This is a genomic window from Pseudooceanicola batsensis HTCC2597, from assembly GCF_000152725.1.
GTDB lineage: Bacteria > Pseudomonadota > Alphaproteobacteria > Rhodobacterales > Rhodobacteraceae > Pseudooceanicola > Pseudooceanicola batsensis.
The window spans coordinates 232,506-250,027 of sequence record NZ_CH724131.1; the positions used below are offsets into that span (position 1 = coordinate 232,506).

Below are 17,522 nucleotides of genomic sequence, written 5' to 3' on the forward strand. Positions count from 1 at the left end.
CTTCGTGGCCATCGTGCGCCCCTCGGTCATGGTCGGAGGGGACGATCCCATCCGCGCGACGATCCTCGGCCTGACCCGGTTCCAGCCCCTCTTTCCCCTCTTCGGCAACGGAGACACCCGGTTGCAGCCGGTGCATCGCGACGATGTCGCCCGGGCCATCGGGCGGCTGCTGACCGGGGCGCAGCCGCGTCCCCTCTACGAATTCGGCGGCCCGGAAAGCTATGCCTATGCCGAGCTCGTGCACCGTGTGGCCAAGGCAGGCGTTCGGCGTGTCCTGGACCCTTCCGGTGCCCTTCGCGCTCTGGCAGGGCCTTGCCGCCCTGGCCGAACGCCTGCCCTCGGCTCCGATCACGCGCGCGCAGGTGGCGCTGATGCGGGGCGGCAACACCGCATCGCCCGATCTGCCCGGCCTGACCGATCTGGGCATCACCCCGAGGGACATCATCGCCGACCTCGAGCGGCGGGGACGGGTCGACCAGCCGGGTCCGGACGACACCGGCCGGTGAAAACCCTATCCCCGGCGCATCCACAGCCGGGTCACCACCCAGAGCGCCACGCCGATGCCGATCAGCACGGTGGCGATGGTGTATTGCGACGGATCGCGGCCTGTCCATGGCCCCACCAGAAAGGCACAGGTCACGGCGCCCGCCACGGCCACCCAGACCGGGGTCCGGAAATGCGGGTGATCGACCTTGTCGCGCTTCAGGACCAGCACCGCGATATTGACCACCGTGAAGACGCCCAGCAGCAGCAGCGCGGTGGTGCCGCCCAGTTCCGGCACGGCGCCCACGAAGGTGATCAGCCCGGCGGCCAGCAGCGTGGTGAAGATGATCGCGGTGGTGGGGGTCTGCCGCGCGCGGTTCACCTTGCCCAGCACCTTGGGCAGCACGCCCTCCTCGCTCATGCCATAGACCAGCCGGCTGGCCATCAGCAGGTTGATCAGGGCCGAATTGCCGACGGCGATCATCGTGATCAGGCCGAAGATCCATGGCGGAAAGCCGGGAGCGCCCGCCTCGACCACCTTCAGCAGCGGCGTGTCCCCTTCCGCCAGTTCGTCGACCGGCACGATGGAAATCGCGACGATGGACACCACCAGATAGAGCAGCGCGGCGATGGCCAGCCCTCCGAAGAGCATCTTGGGGAAGGTCCGGCCCGGCCGCTTGGTCTCTTCGGCCATGTTGACGGAATCCTCGAACCCGACCATGGCGAAGAAGGCCAGTGTCGTGCCGGCGATGACCGGCCAGAAGATGCCCTCTTCCCGGTCGCCGAAGTCGAAGGCCTTGGCAATGTCGGCCTCGCCCGCGCCGAAGACCATCATGCCGATCACGACGATGATGATCAGCCCGGTCAGCTCGATGCAGGTGAAGACCGCGTTGACCATCACGCTCTCCCCGACCCCGCGCATGTTGATCAGGGCGATGACGGCGACAAAGCCCAGCCCGATCAGCGTGACCGCCCACCCCCCGAGGTCGAGCGCGAAGCCGTTCGAGAAGTTCTCGGCAAAGGCGCGGGCGGCGGTGGAGGACGAGGTCAGGCCCGAAGACATGACGGCGAAGGCCACGAGAAAGGTGACGAAGTGGATGCCGAACGCCTTTTCTGTATAGAGCGCGGCGCCGGCAGCCTTGGGATACTTGGTCACCAGTTCGAGATAGCTGCAGGCCGTCAGGGCCGCGACGACGAAGGCAACGAGGAAGGGCAGCCAGACGATGCCTCCCACCTCTGCCGCCACCTTGCCGGTCAGGGCGTAGATCCCCGTTCCCAGGACATCGCCGACGATGAAGAGAAGCAGCAGTCCGGGGCCGATGGCGCGCTTGAGCTTGCCGTCGTCCGCGCCCGGCTCCTCCGGTCCGGTCTCGGTCACTCCGCCGGCGCTCACGTCGCGCCCTCGGGCGCGGGCGTCGGGGAAAGCCGCGATCGATCACGCCGGGGCAACAGGATCGCCGGGCCAGGCAGAGCCCGGACGTCCCCCGCCCCCGGCCCTCCCCGTTCGTGCAACTCTCCGGGCGGGTGCACGATGAAACGGAGGCAGTGAACGATCCAAGCGGGGCGCGGCAGTGCCAGTCTGCGCGCCGGGGCGGCGCCACCCGTCGAGGCCGCCGGGCGGCCGGCAAGTTCGGTGCTTCGGGCAAAGTCGCGCCGGGAGGGCCGAGGCCTGCAGCTCGGAAGCCATTTCAATCCGAACGGCCGGCCGCCTCGCCCGGCCCCCGCGAGGACGGGGCTTGAGACGTGCAATCTAGCGGGTAGAGGATGGGGCCGTGAAAGAAAGAGGCGCTGCGGCGCAGGCCGGGGCGCGGTCCGTGAGAAATCCGAGGTGGCTCTGACCATGGCACCGGCCCTCCTTTCAGGGCAACCGGCGATCCCGAGCCCTGGTTCCCGCCAAGCGCCACAGGCGAGACAGAAAGTCCGCAAGCCCGCTAATCTATCCAGCCCTCGACCAGCGCCAGACTCGCCTGGAAGATCGGCCTGCGATCCGAATCCCGGACCGTCACCGATACCGAGCAGGCCTTTTCGTCGGGAAAGACATCTCCGGCGATCGGTGCGAGTACCGCAAGCGCCTCGGCCCGGGCCTCGTCGCGGTCCGCCAGCTCGGTGCCGATGTCGTCGCGGCTGTGCTCTCCATTCGTGACATCGAAGTAGAATCGCATGTCGGACGCCTCCTTGAAAATTGTTGGTTCCCGGCTTTCAGTCCCCGCTGTCCGCGGCCTCGCCGAGATGCAGATAATCCCCCTCGAACTGGGCGAATTCGCGGATCCGCCGGATGTCCGGCAGGGCGACGCGGCTGTCTTGGACCGTCACCAGTTCCTTCTTGCGCAGCCCCGACAGCACCCGTTGCGCATGGACCGAGGAGATCCCGAGGATATCGGCCAACTCCTCCTGGGTCAGCGGCAGCAGGGCGCCGTGCATCCGGTCCACTGCGTTCAGCCGGGCATGGACCTCGCAGAACAGGTGCGCCATCTGCTGATCGGCCCGCCGCCGCCCCATGTTGACCAGCCATTCCCGCAGGATCGCCTCGTCCACCAGCGTGGACCAGAACAGGGCCCGGCGGATCCGCGGGTGGTTGTCGAGCAGGTCGTCGATCGTCCGGCGGGAGATCTTCACCAGCCGGCAATCGGTCAACGTGCCGATGCTGTGATCCATGCGGCCCAGGATCGCGACATGCAGGTCGCAGATGTCACCGGGCAGCATCAGGGCGACGATGGCCCGCTTGCCGTTCGGCAGCACCTTGTACCGGCACACCATGCCGCTGAGCACGAGATGCACGTTCTGCGGATCCTCGCCGTGCTGGATCAGATCCTCGCGGGCGTCCAGCTCGAACGGGTCCGCGATGACCTGGTCGAGCCGCCGGAGATCTTCCGGATCGAGCGGTCCGGCATTCCAGAGTTTCCGCGCAAGGACGTTCTCGTTCGGGGTGTGTGTCATATGGTTGCTTGGGTCATGGTCTCCACGGTCTCTGGCAGGTTAACAGGAAAATCGATCTTCATCACGGTCCCGCCGCCATCGCGGTCGGACCATGCGGCGACACCACCCAGCTCGGCGGCGAGCGAGGCGATGATGCGGGTTCCCTGCCCGCGGCCGGCATTCTTCATTCCGTGGCCGTCATCGGTGACGCGAACCCGGCAATGATGCCCGTCGATCACGGTGACATCGATCTCGACTCTGCCGCCCTCCCCTTCGGGAAAGGCGTGTTCGATGCAATTGCTCACTGCCTCGAGCAGTATTCGCGCGGCGGTCTCGGAGGCCAGGGGCGAAAAGGGCGCGTCGGCATCGAACCGGACGTGCACCTCGATGCCGGCCTGTTCCCCGATTCGCCGCCAGAGCGGTTCCATCTCTTGCGCGAAGCCGGCCAGGTTGCCCGAGTCCGCCTCGGACAGCGCACTCTGCTGGGCGGCCACCGTCTCGATCTGGCGCAGGACTTGCGCCAGCCTTTCCCGCGCCTCGCGGTTTTCGCTCTTCGACAGCTGCTGACGCGTGAAGGATTGCAGAAGCTGGAACCCGTTGCTCATCCTGTGGCGTATCTCGGCGACCCTGAGCGTTTCCATGTTGGACGTGAAATCTTCCATGCCTTCCCCTTTCATGCAGGTCAGAGGGATTCCTGTCCCGTATGGTGTCGGGTCGCGCACGGCCCCGTCCCCAACAATTGTTGGTTGCAGGGCCGACCGGCGGTAAATCGCGCGTGAGGAACAACCGGTGGCAGGACCACGCGCGCGCCGGGGCGTCGGGCCGCCCGGTCATGCGCGCGTGGGCGGCCCTTCGGGCGTCACTTCATGCGGGCCGACAGCATCTCGGGCAGCCAGGTCACCAGCGAGGGGAAGAGCGCGAACAGGATCAGCACCACGACCTGGATCAGGAAGAAGGGAATGACCCCGCGATAGACCTGGCCGATGCTGATGCCCTCGGGCAGGACGCCCTTGAGGTAGAACAGGGTATAGCCGAAGGGCGGCGTGATATAGGCCATCTGGGCGGTGATCATGAAGAGCACGCCGAACCACAGCGGATCGAACTCCAGCACCGTGACGATGGGAAGGAACACCGGCACGCAGAGCAGGATGATCCCGATCTCGTCCAGGAAGAGGCCGAGGAAGATCAGAACCAGCACCATGACGCCCAGCACGATCCAGCGCGAGGCCTCAAGCGTCTCGACAAAGTTCAGCAGGCTGTCCGCACCGCCCGTCGCCACGAAGACCGAGATGAAGGCACGCGCGCCGATGGTGATCCAGAGGATCATGGCGGTGACGCGCAGCGTGTCCGCGGCCGCCTCGGAGAGCATGGGCAGCGTCAGCTTGCGCGTCACGATGGCCGAGGCGGCGGCGCCGAGCACCCCGACCGCCGCAGCTTCGGTCGGGGTGGCGATACCGGCGTAGATCGAGCCCAGGACCCCCAGCACCACGAGGCCCGGCAGGATCAGCGATTTCGTCTTGGCAAGCTTCGCCGACAGCGGAACGGCAGAGGCCTGTTCCGGCTTGGGCGCCAGCGCCGGGTTCAGCCAGGTACGGATCACGATGTAGGCGGCGTAGCTGCCCGCCAGGATCAGGCCCGGCACGATGCCCGCGGCGAACATCTTGCCGATCGAGATCTGGGCGGTGATCGCGTAGACGATGGTGACGACCGATGGCGGGATCAGGATCCCGAGCGTGCCGCCCGCGCAGATCGCGCCGAGCGCCAGCGGCGGGTGATAGCCCCGCGCCAGCATCGAGGGCAGCGCGAGGATCCCCATGGCCGCGACCGCGGCGCCGACGACGCCGGTCATGGCGGCGAGGATGGTGCAGATCGCTATGGTGCCCACGGCCAGCCCGCCGTTCACGCCGGAGAACCACGTTTCCATCGCATCGTAGAGCGCCTCGATGATCGCCGATTTCTGCAGGATCGACGCCATGAGCACGTAGAGCGGGATCGCCATCAGCGCTTCGGACGTCATCGTCTCGAACGTGTTGAGAACCGCGACGATCAGCGCCGACGGCCCCCAGAGCAGGATGGTCGAGATGAAGGCGATCGCCCCCAGCACAAAGGCCAGCCCCGCGCCCGAGAGCATGAAGACCACCAGCGAGGTGAACATGAAGACGAGGATGAGAGAGCTTTCCATCACGCCGCCTCCTCGTCGCCGAGGGTCAGCACGATTTCGGCCAGCGCCTGCAGGAGCAGAAGCGCCGAGGCCAGCGGCAGGAACGCCTTGGCGGGCCAGATCACCGGGTTCCAGGCGGAATAACTCGTCTCGCCGTATTCCCAGGACTGGACCGCCAGCGGCACGGCGAACCACAGAAGGATCGCGCCGAAGGCCGCGGCGAGGATGAAGCCGATGATCTTCAGGATCTTGGCAAAGCCGCCCGTCGCGCGTTCCGACAGGACATCGACGGCCACGTGCCCGCCGATGTGCAGCAGGTACGGACCGCCGAGCAGGAAGAAGGGACCGAAGATCAGCGTGGCCAGTTCCGGCGCCCAGGAGGTCGGCGCCTGCACCAGGTAGCGGGACAGCACCTCCCACAACATCAGCAGGACGATCGCGTAGACCAGCCATTTGGCCAGCGCGAAGAGCAGCCGGTTCAGGGCGGTGATGCCCTCGGCAATGGCGGTCATGAGCGGTCTCCGGTCGTCGGCAGGCCGCGCCCTGACGCGGGCGCGGCCGAGATGATCACAGCAGGCGCAGTTCCTGCATCAGGGCCATCTGGCTTTCCATCATCCGTTTGGCAAGCGGATCCTCGCCCGCGGCCGCCTTCCAGGATTCGACGGCCTTGCCGCGCGCCTCGGCGACGTCCTCGGCGGCCAGGTCGATGATCTCGACCCCGGCTTCCTGATATTTCTTCAGGTATTCGCCGTTGGCCGAGATGATGTTCTGCCGCAGCGCGCCGGAGACTTCGCGGGCCGCCACTTCGAGCGCGGCCTTCTGCTGGTCGTCCAGCCTGGAATAGGCGCCGGTATTCGCGACATAGGCGGTCGCCGTCGAGGGCTGGTGGACGCCCGGCAGGATCAGGTACTTGGCGACCTCGTGGATGCCTTCCTCGTAGTTGGCCTTGATGTCCCCGCGGTCGGCGAAATCGATCAGGCCCTTGTCGAGGGCCGAGTAGACCTCCGAGGTGGGCAGCGGCGAGACCGAGACGCCGAAATCCGCCATGACGGCCGAGGCGAGGCCGACGAAGCGGCCCTTGAGCCCGTCCATGTCGGCGATCTTGCGGATCTCGACCTTGGAGTGGATCGGCTCTTCGCCATAGACCGTGGGGGCGATGTAGGTCAGGCCCGCCGGCTCGTAGCTTTCCTTCGCCATGGCGAGGCCGTCGCGTTCGTAGAACCAGGCTTCGTACTGGTCGGCATCGGGGAAGCCGAAGGGCACGGTCGAGGAAAAGCCATGCGCCTTGATCTTGCCGGCGGTGTAGCCGTCGAAGGTCTTCATCATTTCGAAGGCGCCGCCCCGGACGGCATCGAATGCCTGGGCCGAAGGCACGATCTGGCCGCCCGCGAAGGGCGTGATGTCGAGCGACCCGCCGGTCAGCTCGCGGACGCGGTCGCAGAACTTCTCTTCGTAGAGCATCGGCGTGGTGCCGCCGCCCCAGAGGGCCTGCATGCGCCACTTGGTGGCGCCCTGCGCCCGAACCGAGCCGGCCGAGACGATTGCCGGGGCCGCGACCGCGGCGGCGGCGGCGTGGCGCAGCATGTGGCGCCGGGTTGTATGGGTCATTTGGGTCTCCTCCCCTTGGATTTTCAGCTGCTTTCCAGCACCTGCTTTGCACGGCCGACACTGACGTCGCCTGCCGCCACGATGGCCTTCGCCACCCTGTCGATGTCGGGGCCCGTCGCCCCGGCGGTGATCGCTATGTTGCGGGCATGCAGGGCCATGTGGCCGCGCTGGATGCCCTCGGTCGACAGCGCGCGCAGCGCCGCCATGTTCTGTGCCAGCCCGACGGCCGCCGTGACCTCGGCCAGCTCCTGGGCCGAGGTGATCCGCATCAGCTTCAGCGCGGCCTGCGCCGCCGGATGGGTCCTTGTGGCGCCCCCGACGATGCCGAGAGCCATGGGCATCTCGAGGGTGCCGACCAGCGTCCCGTCGGTGGCGGTCTCCCACGTGGTAAGGGAACCGTACCGCCCCGACCGCGCGGCATAGGCATGCGCCCCCGCCTCGATCGCGCGCCAGTCGTTGCCGGTGGCCACGACGACAGGGTCTATGCCGTTCATGATGCCCTTGTTGTGGGTCGCCGCCCGATAGGGGTCGATCATGGCCAGGGTGCAGGCTTCGACCATGCCCTGTACGACCTCGGCGCCATCGAGGGTCGCGGTGTCGAAGACCTCCGGCGCGAGCCTGACGCTGGCCGTCACGATGCGGCGGTCGGCAAGGTTCGACAGGATGCGCAGGCGGACCCGGCCGCCGGTGATCTCCTCGATCCGGGGGGCCAGCATCTCGGCCATGGAGTTGACCGTATTCGCTCCCATGGCGTCCCGGACATCCACCAGCAGGTGCAGCACGACCATCGGACCGATGGCGCTTTCGGGGAAGACCTCGACCTCGATCCCCTTGCAGCCGCCTCCGAGGCCGACCAGCACGGTATCGCGGGAATTCGCCATCTCGGTCAGTTCATCCGCATGGGCCAGAAGCCGGGCGCGCGTGCCATGGGGATCGGTAATCCCGACGACCTGGACCTGGGCGCGCATGATCGGAGGGGTCGAGCTGACGGTGAAGCCGCCCCCCTTCAGCGCCAGCTTGGCCATGTACGAGGCCGCCGCCACGACCGAGGGTTCCTCGACCGCCATGGGCACGAGATACTCGCGCCCGTTCACGAGAAAGTTCGCCGCCACCCCGAGAGGCAGTTCGAATTTGCCGATCACGTTCTCGATCATGCCGTTCGCCACGGCGAGCGGCAGGGTCCCCTCGCCGGACAGCGCCGCGCTGTCGGCCTGATCCAGGGCCGCGGCCGAGGCGATGGCCTGACGCCGGTCGATGGGTTCGAGGTCGCGCAGCCCTTCGATGCGCGACTTGGGCTCAGGCTGGGTGCCCGGGGCAGAAACTGGCATTCGATCTCCTCCAACTTGCGGGCACAGTGAGGCAAGCGGCTCTCGATGTATTGGTACAGTTGAGGAAAATTGCCCTATCTGTACCTGTGCCCGAACGGGTACAGACAGGACATGAGCCAAAGCAAGACCGATCGCATATTCGCCGCCCTCCGTCAGCGGATCGACAGCGGCGATCTGCCCGAGGGCAGCAAGCTGATGTCGCTGAGACAGGCGGCCGAGCAGTACGGCGCCTCGAAGAACATCATCGTGACGGTCTACGACCGGCTCGTCGCGCACGGTCTGGCGCGGTCGCGGCAGGGCTCGGGCTTCTACGTGTCGCGGGTGGCGCCGTCGATCGCGGCGCCTACGAACCTGCGCGAGGCCAGCGACACCGTGTCTCTGCTGCACGTACAGCTCGACCGGCCCTACAAGGTGCTCGCGGGGGATGGCAGGCCACCGGAATCCTGGCTGCTGACCAGCGTCCCCGCCGTGACCTTGCGGCAGGGCGAAGGCGGGTACGGCTCGCCGCACGGCCTGCTGGCCCTGCGCGAATGCATCGCCGCCGCGCAGATCGCGGCGGGACTCGACGCGACGCCGGCGCAGATCGTCACCACCTTCGGCGCCAACAACGGGCTCGACCTGCTGATCCGCCGGTTCACCCGGCCCGGCGACACGGTGCTGGTGGACGATCCGGGGTATTACCCGCTGTTTTCCAAACTGAAGCTGGCCGAGGTCAATTTCGTCGGCATTCCCCGCACGCCGAAGGGGCCGGATCCCGACGCGCTAGAGGCGGCGGCCGAACAGCACCGCGCCCGGCTGTTCTTTACCCAGTCCCTGGCGCAGAACCCGACGGGCTGTTCCATCGACCTGCCGACGGCTCATGCGATCCTGAAGGTGGCCGACCGCCGCGACCTGCTGGTGATCGACGACGACCCCTTCGTCGATCTGCCGGGGGTCACCGGCACGCGCCTCGCCGCGCTGGACCAGTTCCGCAGGGTGATCCAGATCGGCAGCTATTCCAAGATCCTCTCGCCCTCCCTGCGCTCGGGCTACATCATCGCCGAGCCGGAGATCGCCGCCAGTCTCGCCGAACTGAAGATGATCCTGGCGGTCAACAGCTCGAACATGACGGAACGGCTGATCGCCGAGGCGATCCTGTCGCGGCGGTTCGAGAAGGTGCGCGTCTCGATGAGCCGACGGCTGGAGCGGGCGCGCGCGGACGGCATGGACATGCTCGCCCGCATGGGTTTCGAGCTGTTCGCACCTCCCGACAACGGCCTCTACAGCATCGTCAGCCTGCCCGAGGGTCTCGACGACATCGCCGTCACGAGCGCGGCCGCATCGCAGGGGATCCTGCTGGCCCCCGGTTCGCTCTTCTGCGTCTCGGGACGGTCCCGGTCGCCGTCGATCCGGGTCAACTGGAGCCGCGTGCAGGACAGCCGGTTCTACTCCTTCCTCAGATCCCTCGCCTGACCGCCGGTCTCACCCCGACATGCGCAGGTAAAGGGCCGTGAGCTTCTCCGGCAGGGATTCGAGCCGCTCGACCCGGATGAAGCCGGTTCTGCCGAATATCCTTGCGACACTGTCTCCCACATCCGACCCGAGCGCGATGCAGAAGGTGTCGATGTTTTTTGCCGACAGGCCGTGGACGGCGCGGCGCGCGTCGGCGACCAGGTAGTCGCGGTCGGGAACATCCACATCCGACGGCTCGCCATCGGTCAGCAGCAGGACCAGCCGACGATGACACGGAACCTCGGAGACCGATCGGCCGGCCAACCTGAGCGCCGCCCCGATCCGCGTCGAATACCCCGGCGTCAAACCGGAGAGCGCCATGCCGGACAACAGGCCAAGCTCATCCGGGAACCGCTTGACCGGCACGGTACGGAGATCGTCCCGTCCGTTCGACGCGAAGGCCGTGATGGCCAGCGGATCGCCCAGGCGATCCATGGCCCTGGCCAGGATCGCGGCGGCGTCACGCTCGAGCGACAAGACAGTCTGGCTGCCGACCCGGTCGGCGGTCGATCGGGACATGTCCAGAAGAAGGTGCACCGCGATCGACCGTTCGGGCGGCGACGTGCCCTCGTAGAGGCGGTGATCCGGAGTGCGCCCGGACCGGTAGTCGATGGCCGCGCTGATCACCGCATCCAGGTCCAACGATTCGCCCTCTGCCTGACGCTTCAGGCGGCGGGTCCGTCCCGTCTGGGCCATCCGAACCAAAGCCTCGGTCCGCATCAGAAGGCCTGCGTGGCGCTCCTCGAGTTCGTGCCAGAAGCTCGGGTCGCCGGGCGCCGGATCGTATTCCTTGACCGTCACCCACTCGGGCCGCTCGACCCGTGCGACCGGATCGTATTCGGGCAGGTGCATCACGGTCACGCCGGCCTCGGGGTCGACCGTGCGGGTGCTCAGCGCCTCGGGTGGCTGGTCGGCGTCGGGGGGCCGGTCCTCCTGCTGACGCTCGCCGGGCGTCTCCGCCGCCTCGCTCCGGCGCAGATCGTGGCTGTCGATCTCCATCTCCTCCTGGGGCGGCGGCGGCTGATCGGGATCGTCGGGAAAATCCCACAGCCCGAGATTGTCGTCACGATAGACCGGCTGGACCACGTAGCCACGGGCGTTGAACTGAACGCGGGTCTGTCCGAGATCGTTGCCCAGCAGGTTGCCGATATGCCGCGAGACCGCGGGATCCTCGATCCGGTCGAGGTGGTCGCGAAACATCGTCACGCCCTTCTCGATCCAGCCGTGCCGAACGGGGAAGTCCGGATCGAAGAGCGCATGGGCAAGGCGCGCGAACAGCGATGGCGCCGTCGCCACCCCCTCCGGTCCAACGACGTGGAACGGCGCCCACACACGGCGCAGTCCGGGCATGTCGCGCATTGCCAGCGCCTCCACGCGCGCATCCTCGATCAGGGAGACCACCGCGATCTGCATCGGTTTGAGCTGGCCGACAGCAAAGGGTCCGTGTCCATAGGCGAAATGGGCACCGGCATGGGCCAGCGCGGCGCGGTAGAGCGGGGCCTCGCGCCCGCGGTGTCCGGGAAAGCTGGCGGGCATCCGGATGACCCCGGCGGCAAAGGACGTGCGGCGGGCGGCCACGCCCTTGCCGTCGGGCAAAGCTTCGCGCAGGGGCGGCATGCGCCCCCAAAGTGCCGTGTGAAAGGCACGGAGCCCCCGTTCGAGCGACTGGAACGTGTCCTCGCCGGCGTGACGTTCCAGAAGGCGTTGCGCTTCGGGAAGTTCGAGGCGGAAGAACGCCATCCGGCGTTCCGCGTCGTTCGCGGCAAAGCGCATCCCTGTGGCGACCCAGGCCTCGAGCATGTCAAGACCGAGCCGTTCGATCAGCATGTCCATCCGTTCCAGAAGCGGCAGGACGATCGCGGGCGCGGGGCGCAGGAGCGACAGCATCACCTCCAGCCACCGGGCGAAGGTTTCGGTGTCGAGTTTGCGCGCCATGGCCACGGCGGTGTCGAGGAAAAGCGCGGCAACCCGCGGCTGCGCCCGGATCGCGATGCGCGAGGCGGCGGGCCCCAGGGCCAAGGCAGTTTCCGGGCCGTGCAGTTCCGCGACCTGACAGGCGGCGGCCTCGAAGACACGCGGCACCTCTCCGCCGTAGCCGGCATTCGCCAGCCTTTCTCGGGCGGCCGACAAGGCGGCCAGGCCATCGCCGGGAAAGGCGGCGCGGGACGCGGCGGAGAGGGACGGACTTCCTGTCGCCGGTTCCCCCAGACGCAGGTCAGACACAGGCATCCACCGCGGCAGACAGCGCCAGCCGCATGTCCGCATCGTCGGTGATGGGCGTGATCAGCGCCAGCTGACAGGCCTGGCGCAAGTCCAGCCCCGCGCCCATCAGCCGCCCCGCATGAATCAGCATCCGGGTCGAGGCGCCCTCGTCCAGCCCCTGCCCCCGCAGGTTGCGGCTCTTGCCCGCGATCTGGACCAGCCGGCGCGCCTGATCTTCCGCGATGCCCGCCTGCGCTGCCACGATGGCGGCTTCGATGGCGGGATCGGGATAACCGAAATCCATCGCGCAAAAGCGCTGCTTGGTGCTTTCCTTGAGGTCCTTCAGGACCGACTGGTAGCCCGGGTTGTACGAGATGACGAGTTGGAAGTCCGGGTGAGCCTGCACCAGTTCGCCCTTCTTTTCCAAGGGCAGAATCCGGCGGTTGTCGGTGAGGGCATGAATGATGACGGTGGTATCCTGCCGGGCCTCGACGATCTCGTCCAGGTAGCAGATTGCGCCGTACCGCACCGCCATCGTCAGCGGCCCGTCCTGCCAATGCGTGCCGTCGCGGCCCAGGAGGTAGCGCCCGACCAGATCGGAGGCCGTCATGTCCTCGTGACAGGAGACGGTGATCAGCGGCCGGCCGAGCCGCCAGGCCATATGTTCGACAAAGCGGGTCTTGCCGCATCCGGTCGGTCCCTTGAGCATGACCGGCAGGCGCGCGGCATAGGCTGCGTCGTAGAACGCGACCTCGTCGCCGTCGGCGTGATAGGTCGGTTCCTCGGCGATCCGGTAGCCGTCGAGAGTGGTGTCGTCGGTCATCTCACATCCTCAGTCTGTCGGCGACGGTCGAACCCGGTGCGGGCGGCCGTCGGTCTGTCTCGAATATCCGGCCCGCTCATTGCCGCGAGCCTGCGGCCCGAGGGCGATCGACCAGAGGCCGGAATGGGCGGCGCGACCGGGTGAGCCGCGCCGCCGCGGCAGGTCAGCGGTGTTCCGTTTCCATCTTGTCGTTCGGTATCCCGTCGATCGGGCTTTCCGACGTGCCCACGGTCGAACGGGTCATCGCCTCGACCGCCTCGCGGGTGCCGTCGGGATCCTCGACCCACTTGCGGTAGAAGTCATAGGGCAGTGCCGCCTTGCCCTTGTCGCCGTCGCCCGAGTTGATCATGCCGGTGTAGCCGCGGTGGACCAGCTTGAAGAGGTGATTGTTCGACTGCATCGTGCGCCGCGCCTCGCGGATCATGGAGACCGACAGCTGGGCGTACTGGATGCCCATTTCCTCGGTGCCGCATTCGCCCAGCGACCGGCCGTCGAAGCCGATGATGGCGGAGTGGCCGAAATAGGAATAGACCCCGTCGAAGCCTGTCGCATTGGCCACGGCCACGTAGGAGTTGTTGGCCCAGGCCATGCACTTGGCCATGTTGATCTGCTGCTCCTTGGCCGGGTACATGTAGCCTTGGCAGCGTACGATCAGCTCGGCCCCCTTCATTGCGCAATCGCGCCAGATCTCGGGATAGTTGCCGTCATCGCAGATGATGAGCGAGATCTTCATGCCCTTTGGGCCTTCCGAGACATAGGTGCAATCGCCGGGATACCACCCCTCGATCGGCACCCAGGGCATGATCTTGCGGTACTTCTGCACGATCTCGCCCTTGTTGTTCATCAGGATGAGCGTGTTGTAGGGCGCCTTGGCGGGATGTTCCTCGTGGCGTTCGCCGGTGAGCGAGAAGATGCCCCAGACGTCCGCCTCGCGGCAGGCGGCGGCAAAGATCTCGGTTTCGTCGCCCGGGATGGTCGAGGCGGTCTCGTACATCTCGGTCTCGTCGTACATGATCCCGTGGGTCGAGTATTCCGGGAAGACCGCGAGGTCCATTCCAGGCAGTCCCTTCTTCATGCCCTTGAGCATCTCGCCGATGGCCTTGGCATTTTCCAGGACCTCCGCCCGCGTATGCAGGCGGGGCATCTTGTAGTTGACGACGGCCACGCCGACCGTGTCATTGCTGCTTCCGATATCACCGTGGTGCATGAGTTCGTCTCCTTGTTGGTCCGATGGTGCGTCCGGCCGGGGCATGTCCCGGTCCGGACCGTGAGCCGTCGCGACAGCGGGCCGCGGCGGCGGTCTTGCATTCGGCGCTCACTTGCGCCTCGCATGGGGGGACGCGCCGGTAAGCGCGACGCGCGCGGCGGTCCAGGCGGCCGACAGGGCGCGGCTCAGCGCCACGCCGTCCCGAGCCAGGAACCGCAGCAGGCCCAGGCCCCGGTCGGGAAAGACCGACAGGCCGGCGTAGAGCCCCGGGAGGGCATCGACCGCGGCCAGCATTGCCGGCCCCGCTTCGTCGGCGCCCGCGGCGACGACCATGCCCGAACAGCGCGCGCCGCCGGTACGGGCGAGCCAATCCGCACCCTCCAGTCCGAAACGGTCCAGCATCAGCGGTCCCTGCGGTCCGGTCACCGCGACGACGTTGTCGAGCCTGCCGAACGGACGCCCGTCGCCCCCGGGATCGTGCGAGAGCTGCGCGTCGGCCATGATCAGCCGGGCCCCTTCCCCCAGACGCGCGCTCACCCGATTGTTCAGACGGGCGCCCGTCATCAGGATCGCCGGGTCCGGCAGGTATTCCAGCCAGCCGCCCGGCCCCACCTCCAGAAGGACGTCCTGCTGCGCGCCCGCGCGGTCCCGCGCGTCATGTACGATGGTCGAGGCCTGCGTGGTGACATGGGCGGCCGCCCCTTCGCCCAAGCGCACCGTCAGCCCCAGATCGTCGTCGCCGTAAAGCCCGCCGGAGGAGCTTTGCAGATAGAGCGTCGCCATGCCCTGCGGATCCGTCACGTGCCGGAACGGCCGGGTGATGTGGAACGGGTGCGGCGTGTGCTGACCCATCAGGTGCGTCTGCCCGCCGACGTCGCGGAACTCGAGCGACGCCCGCACGGGGCGTGTCAGCGACAGGGTCCCGACTGCGGTCACGCCGGAACCTCGCGGAACAGCAGGTCGCGGGCGATGGTGTCGGCGATGCGGTCGATACCTTCGACCGAAGCGCCCTTGCACCGACAGCCCTCCACCGGTCTGTCTCCACGAATGCGCATCGCCTCGGCGAGGATCGCCTCGGCATCGACGAAGACGTGCGGCGCCAGGTCCAGTTTGTTGATGACCAGCAGATCGCATTGCAGGATGCCCGGGCCGCGCTTCCGCGGAATGTCGTCGCCCTGCGCCACATCGATCACGAACATCCACCAGTCCACCAGGTCGAGCGAGAAGGTCGAGGCAAGGTTGTCGCCGCCGCTTTCGATCAGGATCAGGTCGAGACCGGGAAAGGCGGCCTCAAGGTCGTCGGCCGCCGCGATGTTCAGCGTGGGATCCTCTCGGATCACCGTATGCGGGCAGGCACCGGCCTCGACCGCCAGGACCCGCTCGGGGTCGATCAGCCCGCCGGCCTGAAGCCTGCGCGCATCCTCCTTGGTGACGAGGTCGTTGGTGACGACGGCGGTCTCGATGCCGCGCGCCTCGAACACGGGTATGAGAGCCTCGATCAGCGCAGTTTTCCCCGAGCCGACGGGACCGCCGATGCCGATCCGGGCCGGACCGTTGCGAGAGACGTCTTGGGATGGAAAGCGGGCGTTCATCGCAGCATGTACCTTTGTGCCAGGGGGAGTTCGGTGGCGGGTTCGCAGGTCGCGAGTTCATCGTCGACGAAGACCTCGAACGTTGCCGGATCGACGCGGATGCCCGGGCAGGCATCATTGAGATGCATGTCGGATTTGCGCAGGTGGCGTGTGCCCACGGCAGGCAGAAGCGGCTTGGTCAGGCCGAGCGTCGCATCCAGCCCGTCGTCGATGGCGCGGGGATTGACGAAACAGGCGCCGAGAGCCGGGGCCGCCTTTCCGAAGGCGCCCCACTGGGGCCGCATGATCAGCGGTTCGCATGTCATGAGCGAGGCCGCGCTGTCGCCCATAGCGCCCCAGGCGATGAAGCCGCCCTTGACCACCAGTTCCGGCTTGATCCCGAAATATCCCGGGCGCCAGAGGACGATGTCGGCCATCTTGCCGGGCTCGATCGAACCGACGTGCTCTTCGATCCCGAAACAGCGTGCGGCGTTGATCGTGTACTTGGCGATGTAGCGCTTGATCCGCAGGTTGTCGCCCTTGGGCGACGTCTCGTCCGGAAGGCGGCCCCGCTGCACCCGCATCTTCGACGCCAACTGCCAGGTTCGCGCGATGACCTCGTGGATGCGGCCCATTCCCTGGCTGTCCGAGCCGAGCATGGAAATCGCGCCGATATCGTGCAGGACATCCTCGGCCGCGATGGTCTGGGCGCGGATCCGGCTTTCCGCAAAGGCCACGTCCTCGGGGATCGACGGGTTGAGATGGTGGCACACCATGGTCATGTCGAGGTGTTCCTCGAACGTATTCACGGTGTAAGGGTTGGTCGGGTTGGTCGAGGACGGCAGGCAGTTCGCCACCCCCGCCACCCGAATGATGTCGGGCGCATGCCCCCCGCCCGCACCCTCGGTATGGTACATGTGGATGGCGCGCCCCCCGATGGCAGCCAGCGTATCCTCGACGAAACCGCTTTCGTTCAGGGTGTCGGTATGCAGCTGCACCTGGAAATCCAGCTCGTCCGCGACCGACAGGCAGGCATCGATGGCGGCCGGCATGGCGCCCCAGTCCTCGTGGATCTTCAGTCCCAGACAGCCGGTGCGGATCTGTTCGTGCATGGCGTCGGGGCGGTGTGCGTTGCCGCGTCCGAGGAAGCCGAAGTTCATCGGCCAATGTTCAGCCGCCTGCAGCATCTTGCCCGTGTTGAACGGCCCGCCGCTGTCGATGCCCACGGTGATCGGCCCCAGAGACCCGCCCAGCATCGTCGTGATGCCCGAGGAGATCGCGTGATCGACCAGCTGCGCGCTGTCGAAATGCACATGCACATCGATGGCCCCGGCAGTCGCGATCATGCCTTCGGCGTCGCGCACGGTCGTGCCGGCCCCGACGATCAGGCGGGGATCGACGCCGTCCATGACATCCGGGTTGCCGGCCTTGCCGATGGCGACGATCTTGCCGTCCTTGATGCCGATATCGCCCTTGATGATCCCCGCCATGGCGTCGATGACCACGACGTTGCAGATCAGCATGTCGAGCGCCCCCTGCGCCGAGCTCACGCCGACCGCCAGCCCCAGCCCGTCGCGCAGCGTCTTGCCGCCGCCGTGCAGGCATTCGTCGCCGTAGCTGGTGTAGTCGTGTTCGATCTCGGCCCAGAGTTCGGTATCGCCCAGACGGATCCGGTCGCCGGTCGTGGGGCCGAACATTGCGGCGTATTCGGCCCTTGTCATCTTCACCATGG

At 67.2% G+C, this 17,522-nt stretch carries 16 protein-coding genes; 2 read left to right on the forward strand and 14 right to left on the reverse strand.

Annotated features, from left to right (window positions below):
* Positions 1 to 269: 269 nt before the first annotated feature.
* Entirely contained in the window at positions 270 to 506 is a 237-nt protein-coding gene (locus OB2597_RS22385) for a hypothetical protein (RefSeq protein ID WP_009804481.1), read from the forward strand.
* 5 nt (positions 507 to 511) lie between these two features.
* Here the strand turns inward: OB2597_RS22385 and OB2597_RS05230 are convergent, their stop codons facing one another.
* From OB2597_RS05230 to OB2597_RS05265, 8 genes are all read right to left on the reverse strand, one after another.
* Complete coding sequence (locus tag OB2597_RS05230; protein ID WP_009804482.1) at positions 512 to 1,876, reverse strand: APC family permease; 1,365 nt, start codon at positions 1,874 to 1,876, stop codon at positions 512 to 514.
* Between the two features lie 538 nt (positions 1,877 to 2,414).
* Positions 2,415 to 2,645, reverse strand: coding sequence for a DUF6894 family protein (locus OB2597_RS05235; protein ID WP_009804483.1), 231 nt, complete (start codon positions 2,643 to 2,645; stop codon positions 2,415 to 2,417).
* A gap of 37 nt (positions 2,646 to 2,682) precedes the next feature.
* Positions 2,683 to 3,420, reverse strand: coding sequence for a Crp/Fnr family transcriptional regulator (locus tag OB2597_RS05240; protein ID WP_009804484.1), 738 nt, complete (start codon positions 3,418 to 3,420; stop codon positions 2,683 to 2,685).
* Positions 3,417 to 4,061: a sensor histidine kinase gene (locus OB2597_RS05245; RefSeq protein ID WP_009804485.1), complete on the reverse strand. Its 645-nt coding sequence runs from the start codon at positions 4,059 to 4,061 to the stop codon at positions 3,417 to 3,419. Before OB2597_RS05245 ends, OB2597_RS05240 begins: the two co-directional genes overlap by 4 nt.
* A 197-nt stretch (positions 4,062 to 4,258) precedes the next feature.
* Positions 4,259 to 5,581: a TRAP transporter large permease gene (locus tag OB2597_RS05250; RefSeq protein ID WP_009804486.1), complete on the reverse strand. Its 1,323-nt coding sequence runs from the start codon at positions 5,579 to 5,581 to the stop codon at positions 4,259 to 4,261.
* The gene (locus OB2597_RS05255) at positions 5,581 to 6,072 is read right to left on the reverse strand and encodes a TRAP transporter small permease subunit (RefSeq protein ID WP_009804487.1); all 492 of its coding nucleotides are present in this window, start codon (positions 6,070 to 6,072) and stop codon (positions 5,581 to 5,583) included. The genes OB2597_RS05250 and OB2597_RS05255 overlap by 1 nt, the downstream gene beginning before the upstream one ends.
* A 55-nt stretch (positions 6,073 to 6,127) precedes the next feature.
* The gene (gene dctP / locus OB2597_RS05260) at positions 6,128 to 7,168 is read right to left on the reverse strand and encodes a TRAP transporter substrate-binding protein DctP (protein ID WP_009804488.1); all 1,041 of its coding nucleotides are present in this window, start codon (positions 7,166 to 7,168) and stop codon (positions 6,128 to 6,130) included.
* A gap of 23 nt (positions 7,169 to 7,191) precedes the next feature.
* On the reverse strand, positions 7,192 to 8,496 hold the full coding sequence (locus tag OB2597_RS05265) for a hydroxymethylglutaryl-CoA reductase, degradative (RefSeq protein ID WP_009804489.1): 1,305 nt from the start codon (positions 8,494 to 8,496) through the stop codon (positions 7,192 to 7,194).
* Between the two features lie 111 nt (positions 8,497 to 8,607).
* On the opposite strand from OB2597_RS05265, the gene OB2597_RS05270 reads away from it, so the two are divergent.
* Positions 8,608 to 9,948: an aminotransferase-like domain-containing protein gene (locus OB2597_RS05270; RefSeq protein WP_009804490.1), complete on the forward strand. Its 1,341-nt coding sequence runs from the start codon at positions 8,608 to 8,610 to the stop codon at positions 9,946 to 9,948.
* Between the two features lie 9 nt (positions 9,949 to 9,957).
* On the opposite strand, the gene OB2597_RS05275 is transcribed toward OB2597_RS05270, so the two are convergent.
* The 6 genes from OB2597_RS05275 to ureC form a co-directional block, all read right to left on the reverse strand.
* On the reverse strand, positions 9,958 to 12,216 hold the full coding sequence (locus OB2597_RS05275) for a nitric oxide reductase activation protein NorD (RefSeq protein ID WP_040609137.1): 2,259 nt from the start codon (positions 12,214 to 12,216) through the stop codon (positions 9,958 to 9,960).
* Entirely contained in the window at positions 12,203 to 13,012 is an 810-nt protein-coding gene (locus tag OB2597_RS05280) for a CbbQ/NirQ/NorQ/GpvN family protein (protein ID WP_009804492.1), read from the reverse strand. The genes OB2597_RS05275 and OB2597_RS05280 overlap by 14 nt, the downstream gene beginning before the upstream one ends.
* Before the next feature lie 163 nt (positions 13,013 to 13,175).
* Entirely contained in the window at positions 13,176 to 14,219 is a 1,044-nt protein-coding gene (locus OB2597_RS05285; RefSeq protein WP_009804493.1) for an aliphatic amidase, read from the reverse strand.
* 108 nt (positions 14,220 to 14,327) lie between these two features.
* On the reverse strand, positions 14,328 to 15,155 hold the full coding sequence (locus OB2597_RS05290; protein ID WP_009804494.1) for an urease accessory protein UreD: 828 nt from the start codon (positions 15,153 to 15,155) through the stop codon (positions 14,328 to 14,330).
* Positions 15,152 to 15,811 carry an urease accessory protein UreG gene (gene ureG, locus OB2597_RS05295; RefSeq protein ID WP_009804495.1) on the reverse strand — a complete coding sequence of 220 codons (660 nt, stop codon included), beginning with the start codon at positions 15,809 to 15,811 and terminating at the stop codon, positions 15,152 to 15,154. Before ureG ends, OB2597_RS05290 begins: the two co-directional genes overlap by 4 nt.
* Complete coding sequence (gene ureC / locus OB2597_RS05300; RefSeq protein ID WP_009804496.1) at positions 15,808 to 17,520, reverse strand: urease subunit alpha; 1,713 nt, start codon at positions 17,518 to 17,520, stop codon at positions 15,808 to 15,810. Before ureC ends, ureG begins: the two co-directional genes overlap by 4 nt.
* Positions 17,521 to 17,522: the final 2 nt, after the last annotated feature.

Excerpts from the sequence above, each read along its gene's own strand:
- OB2597_RS05235 (WP_009804483.1), bottom strand. The coding sequence starts at position 2,645 with ATGCGATTCTACTTCGATGTCACGAATGGAGAGCACAGCCGCGACGAC.
- OB2597_RS05240 (WP_009804484.1), bottom strand. The coding sequence starts at position 3,420 with ATGACACACACCCCGAACGAGAACGTCCTTGCGCGGAAACTCTGGAAT.
- OB2597_RS05245 (WP_009804485.1), bottom strand. The coding sequence starts at position 4,061 with ATGGAAGATTTCACGTCCAACATGGAAACGCTCAGGGTCGCCGAGATA.
- OB2597_RS05250 (WP_009804486.1), bottom strand. The coding sequence starts at position 5,581 with ATGGAAAGCTCTCTCATCCTCGTCTTCATGTTCACCTCGCTGGTGGTC.
- OB2597_RS05255 (WP_009804487.1), bottom strand. The coding sequence starts at position 6,072 with ATGACCGCCATTGCCGAGGGCATCACCGCCCTGAACCGGCTGCTCTTC.
- dctP (WP_009804488.1), bottom strand. The coding sequence starts at position 7,168 with ATGACCCATACAACCCGGCGCCACATGCTGCGCCACGCCGCCGCCGCC.
- OB2597_RS05265 (WP_009804489.1), bottom strand. The coding sequence starts at position 8,496 with ATGCCAGTTTCTGCCCCGGGCACCCAGCCTGAGCCCAAGTCGCGCATC.
- OB2597_RS05270 (WP_009804490.1), top strand. The coding sequence starts at position 8,608 with ATGAGCCAAAGCAAGACCGATCGCATATTCGCCGCCCTCCGTCAGCGG.
- OB2597_RS05275 (WP_040609137.1), bottom strand. The coding sequence starts at position 12,216 with ATGCCTGTGTCTGACCTGCGTCTGGGGGAACCGGCGACAGGAAGTCCG.
- OB2597_RS05280 (WP_009804492.1), bottom strand. The coding sequence starts at position 13,012 with ATGACCGACGACACCACTCTCGACGGCTACCGGATCGCCGAGGAACCG.
- OB2597_RS05285 (WP_009804493.1), bottom strand. The coding sequence starts at position 14,219 with ATGCACCACGGTGATATCGGAAGCAGCAATGACACGGTCGGCGTGGCC.
- ureG (WP_009804495.1), bottom strand. The coding sequence starts at position 15,811 with ATGAACGCCCGCTTTCCATCCCAAGACGTCTCTCGCAACGGTCCGGCC.
- ureC (WP_009804496.1), bottom strand. The coding sequence starts at position 17,520 with ATGGTGAAGATGACAAGGGCCGAATACGCCGCAATGTTCGGCCCCACG.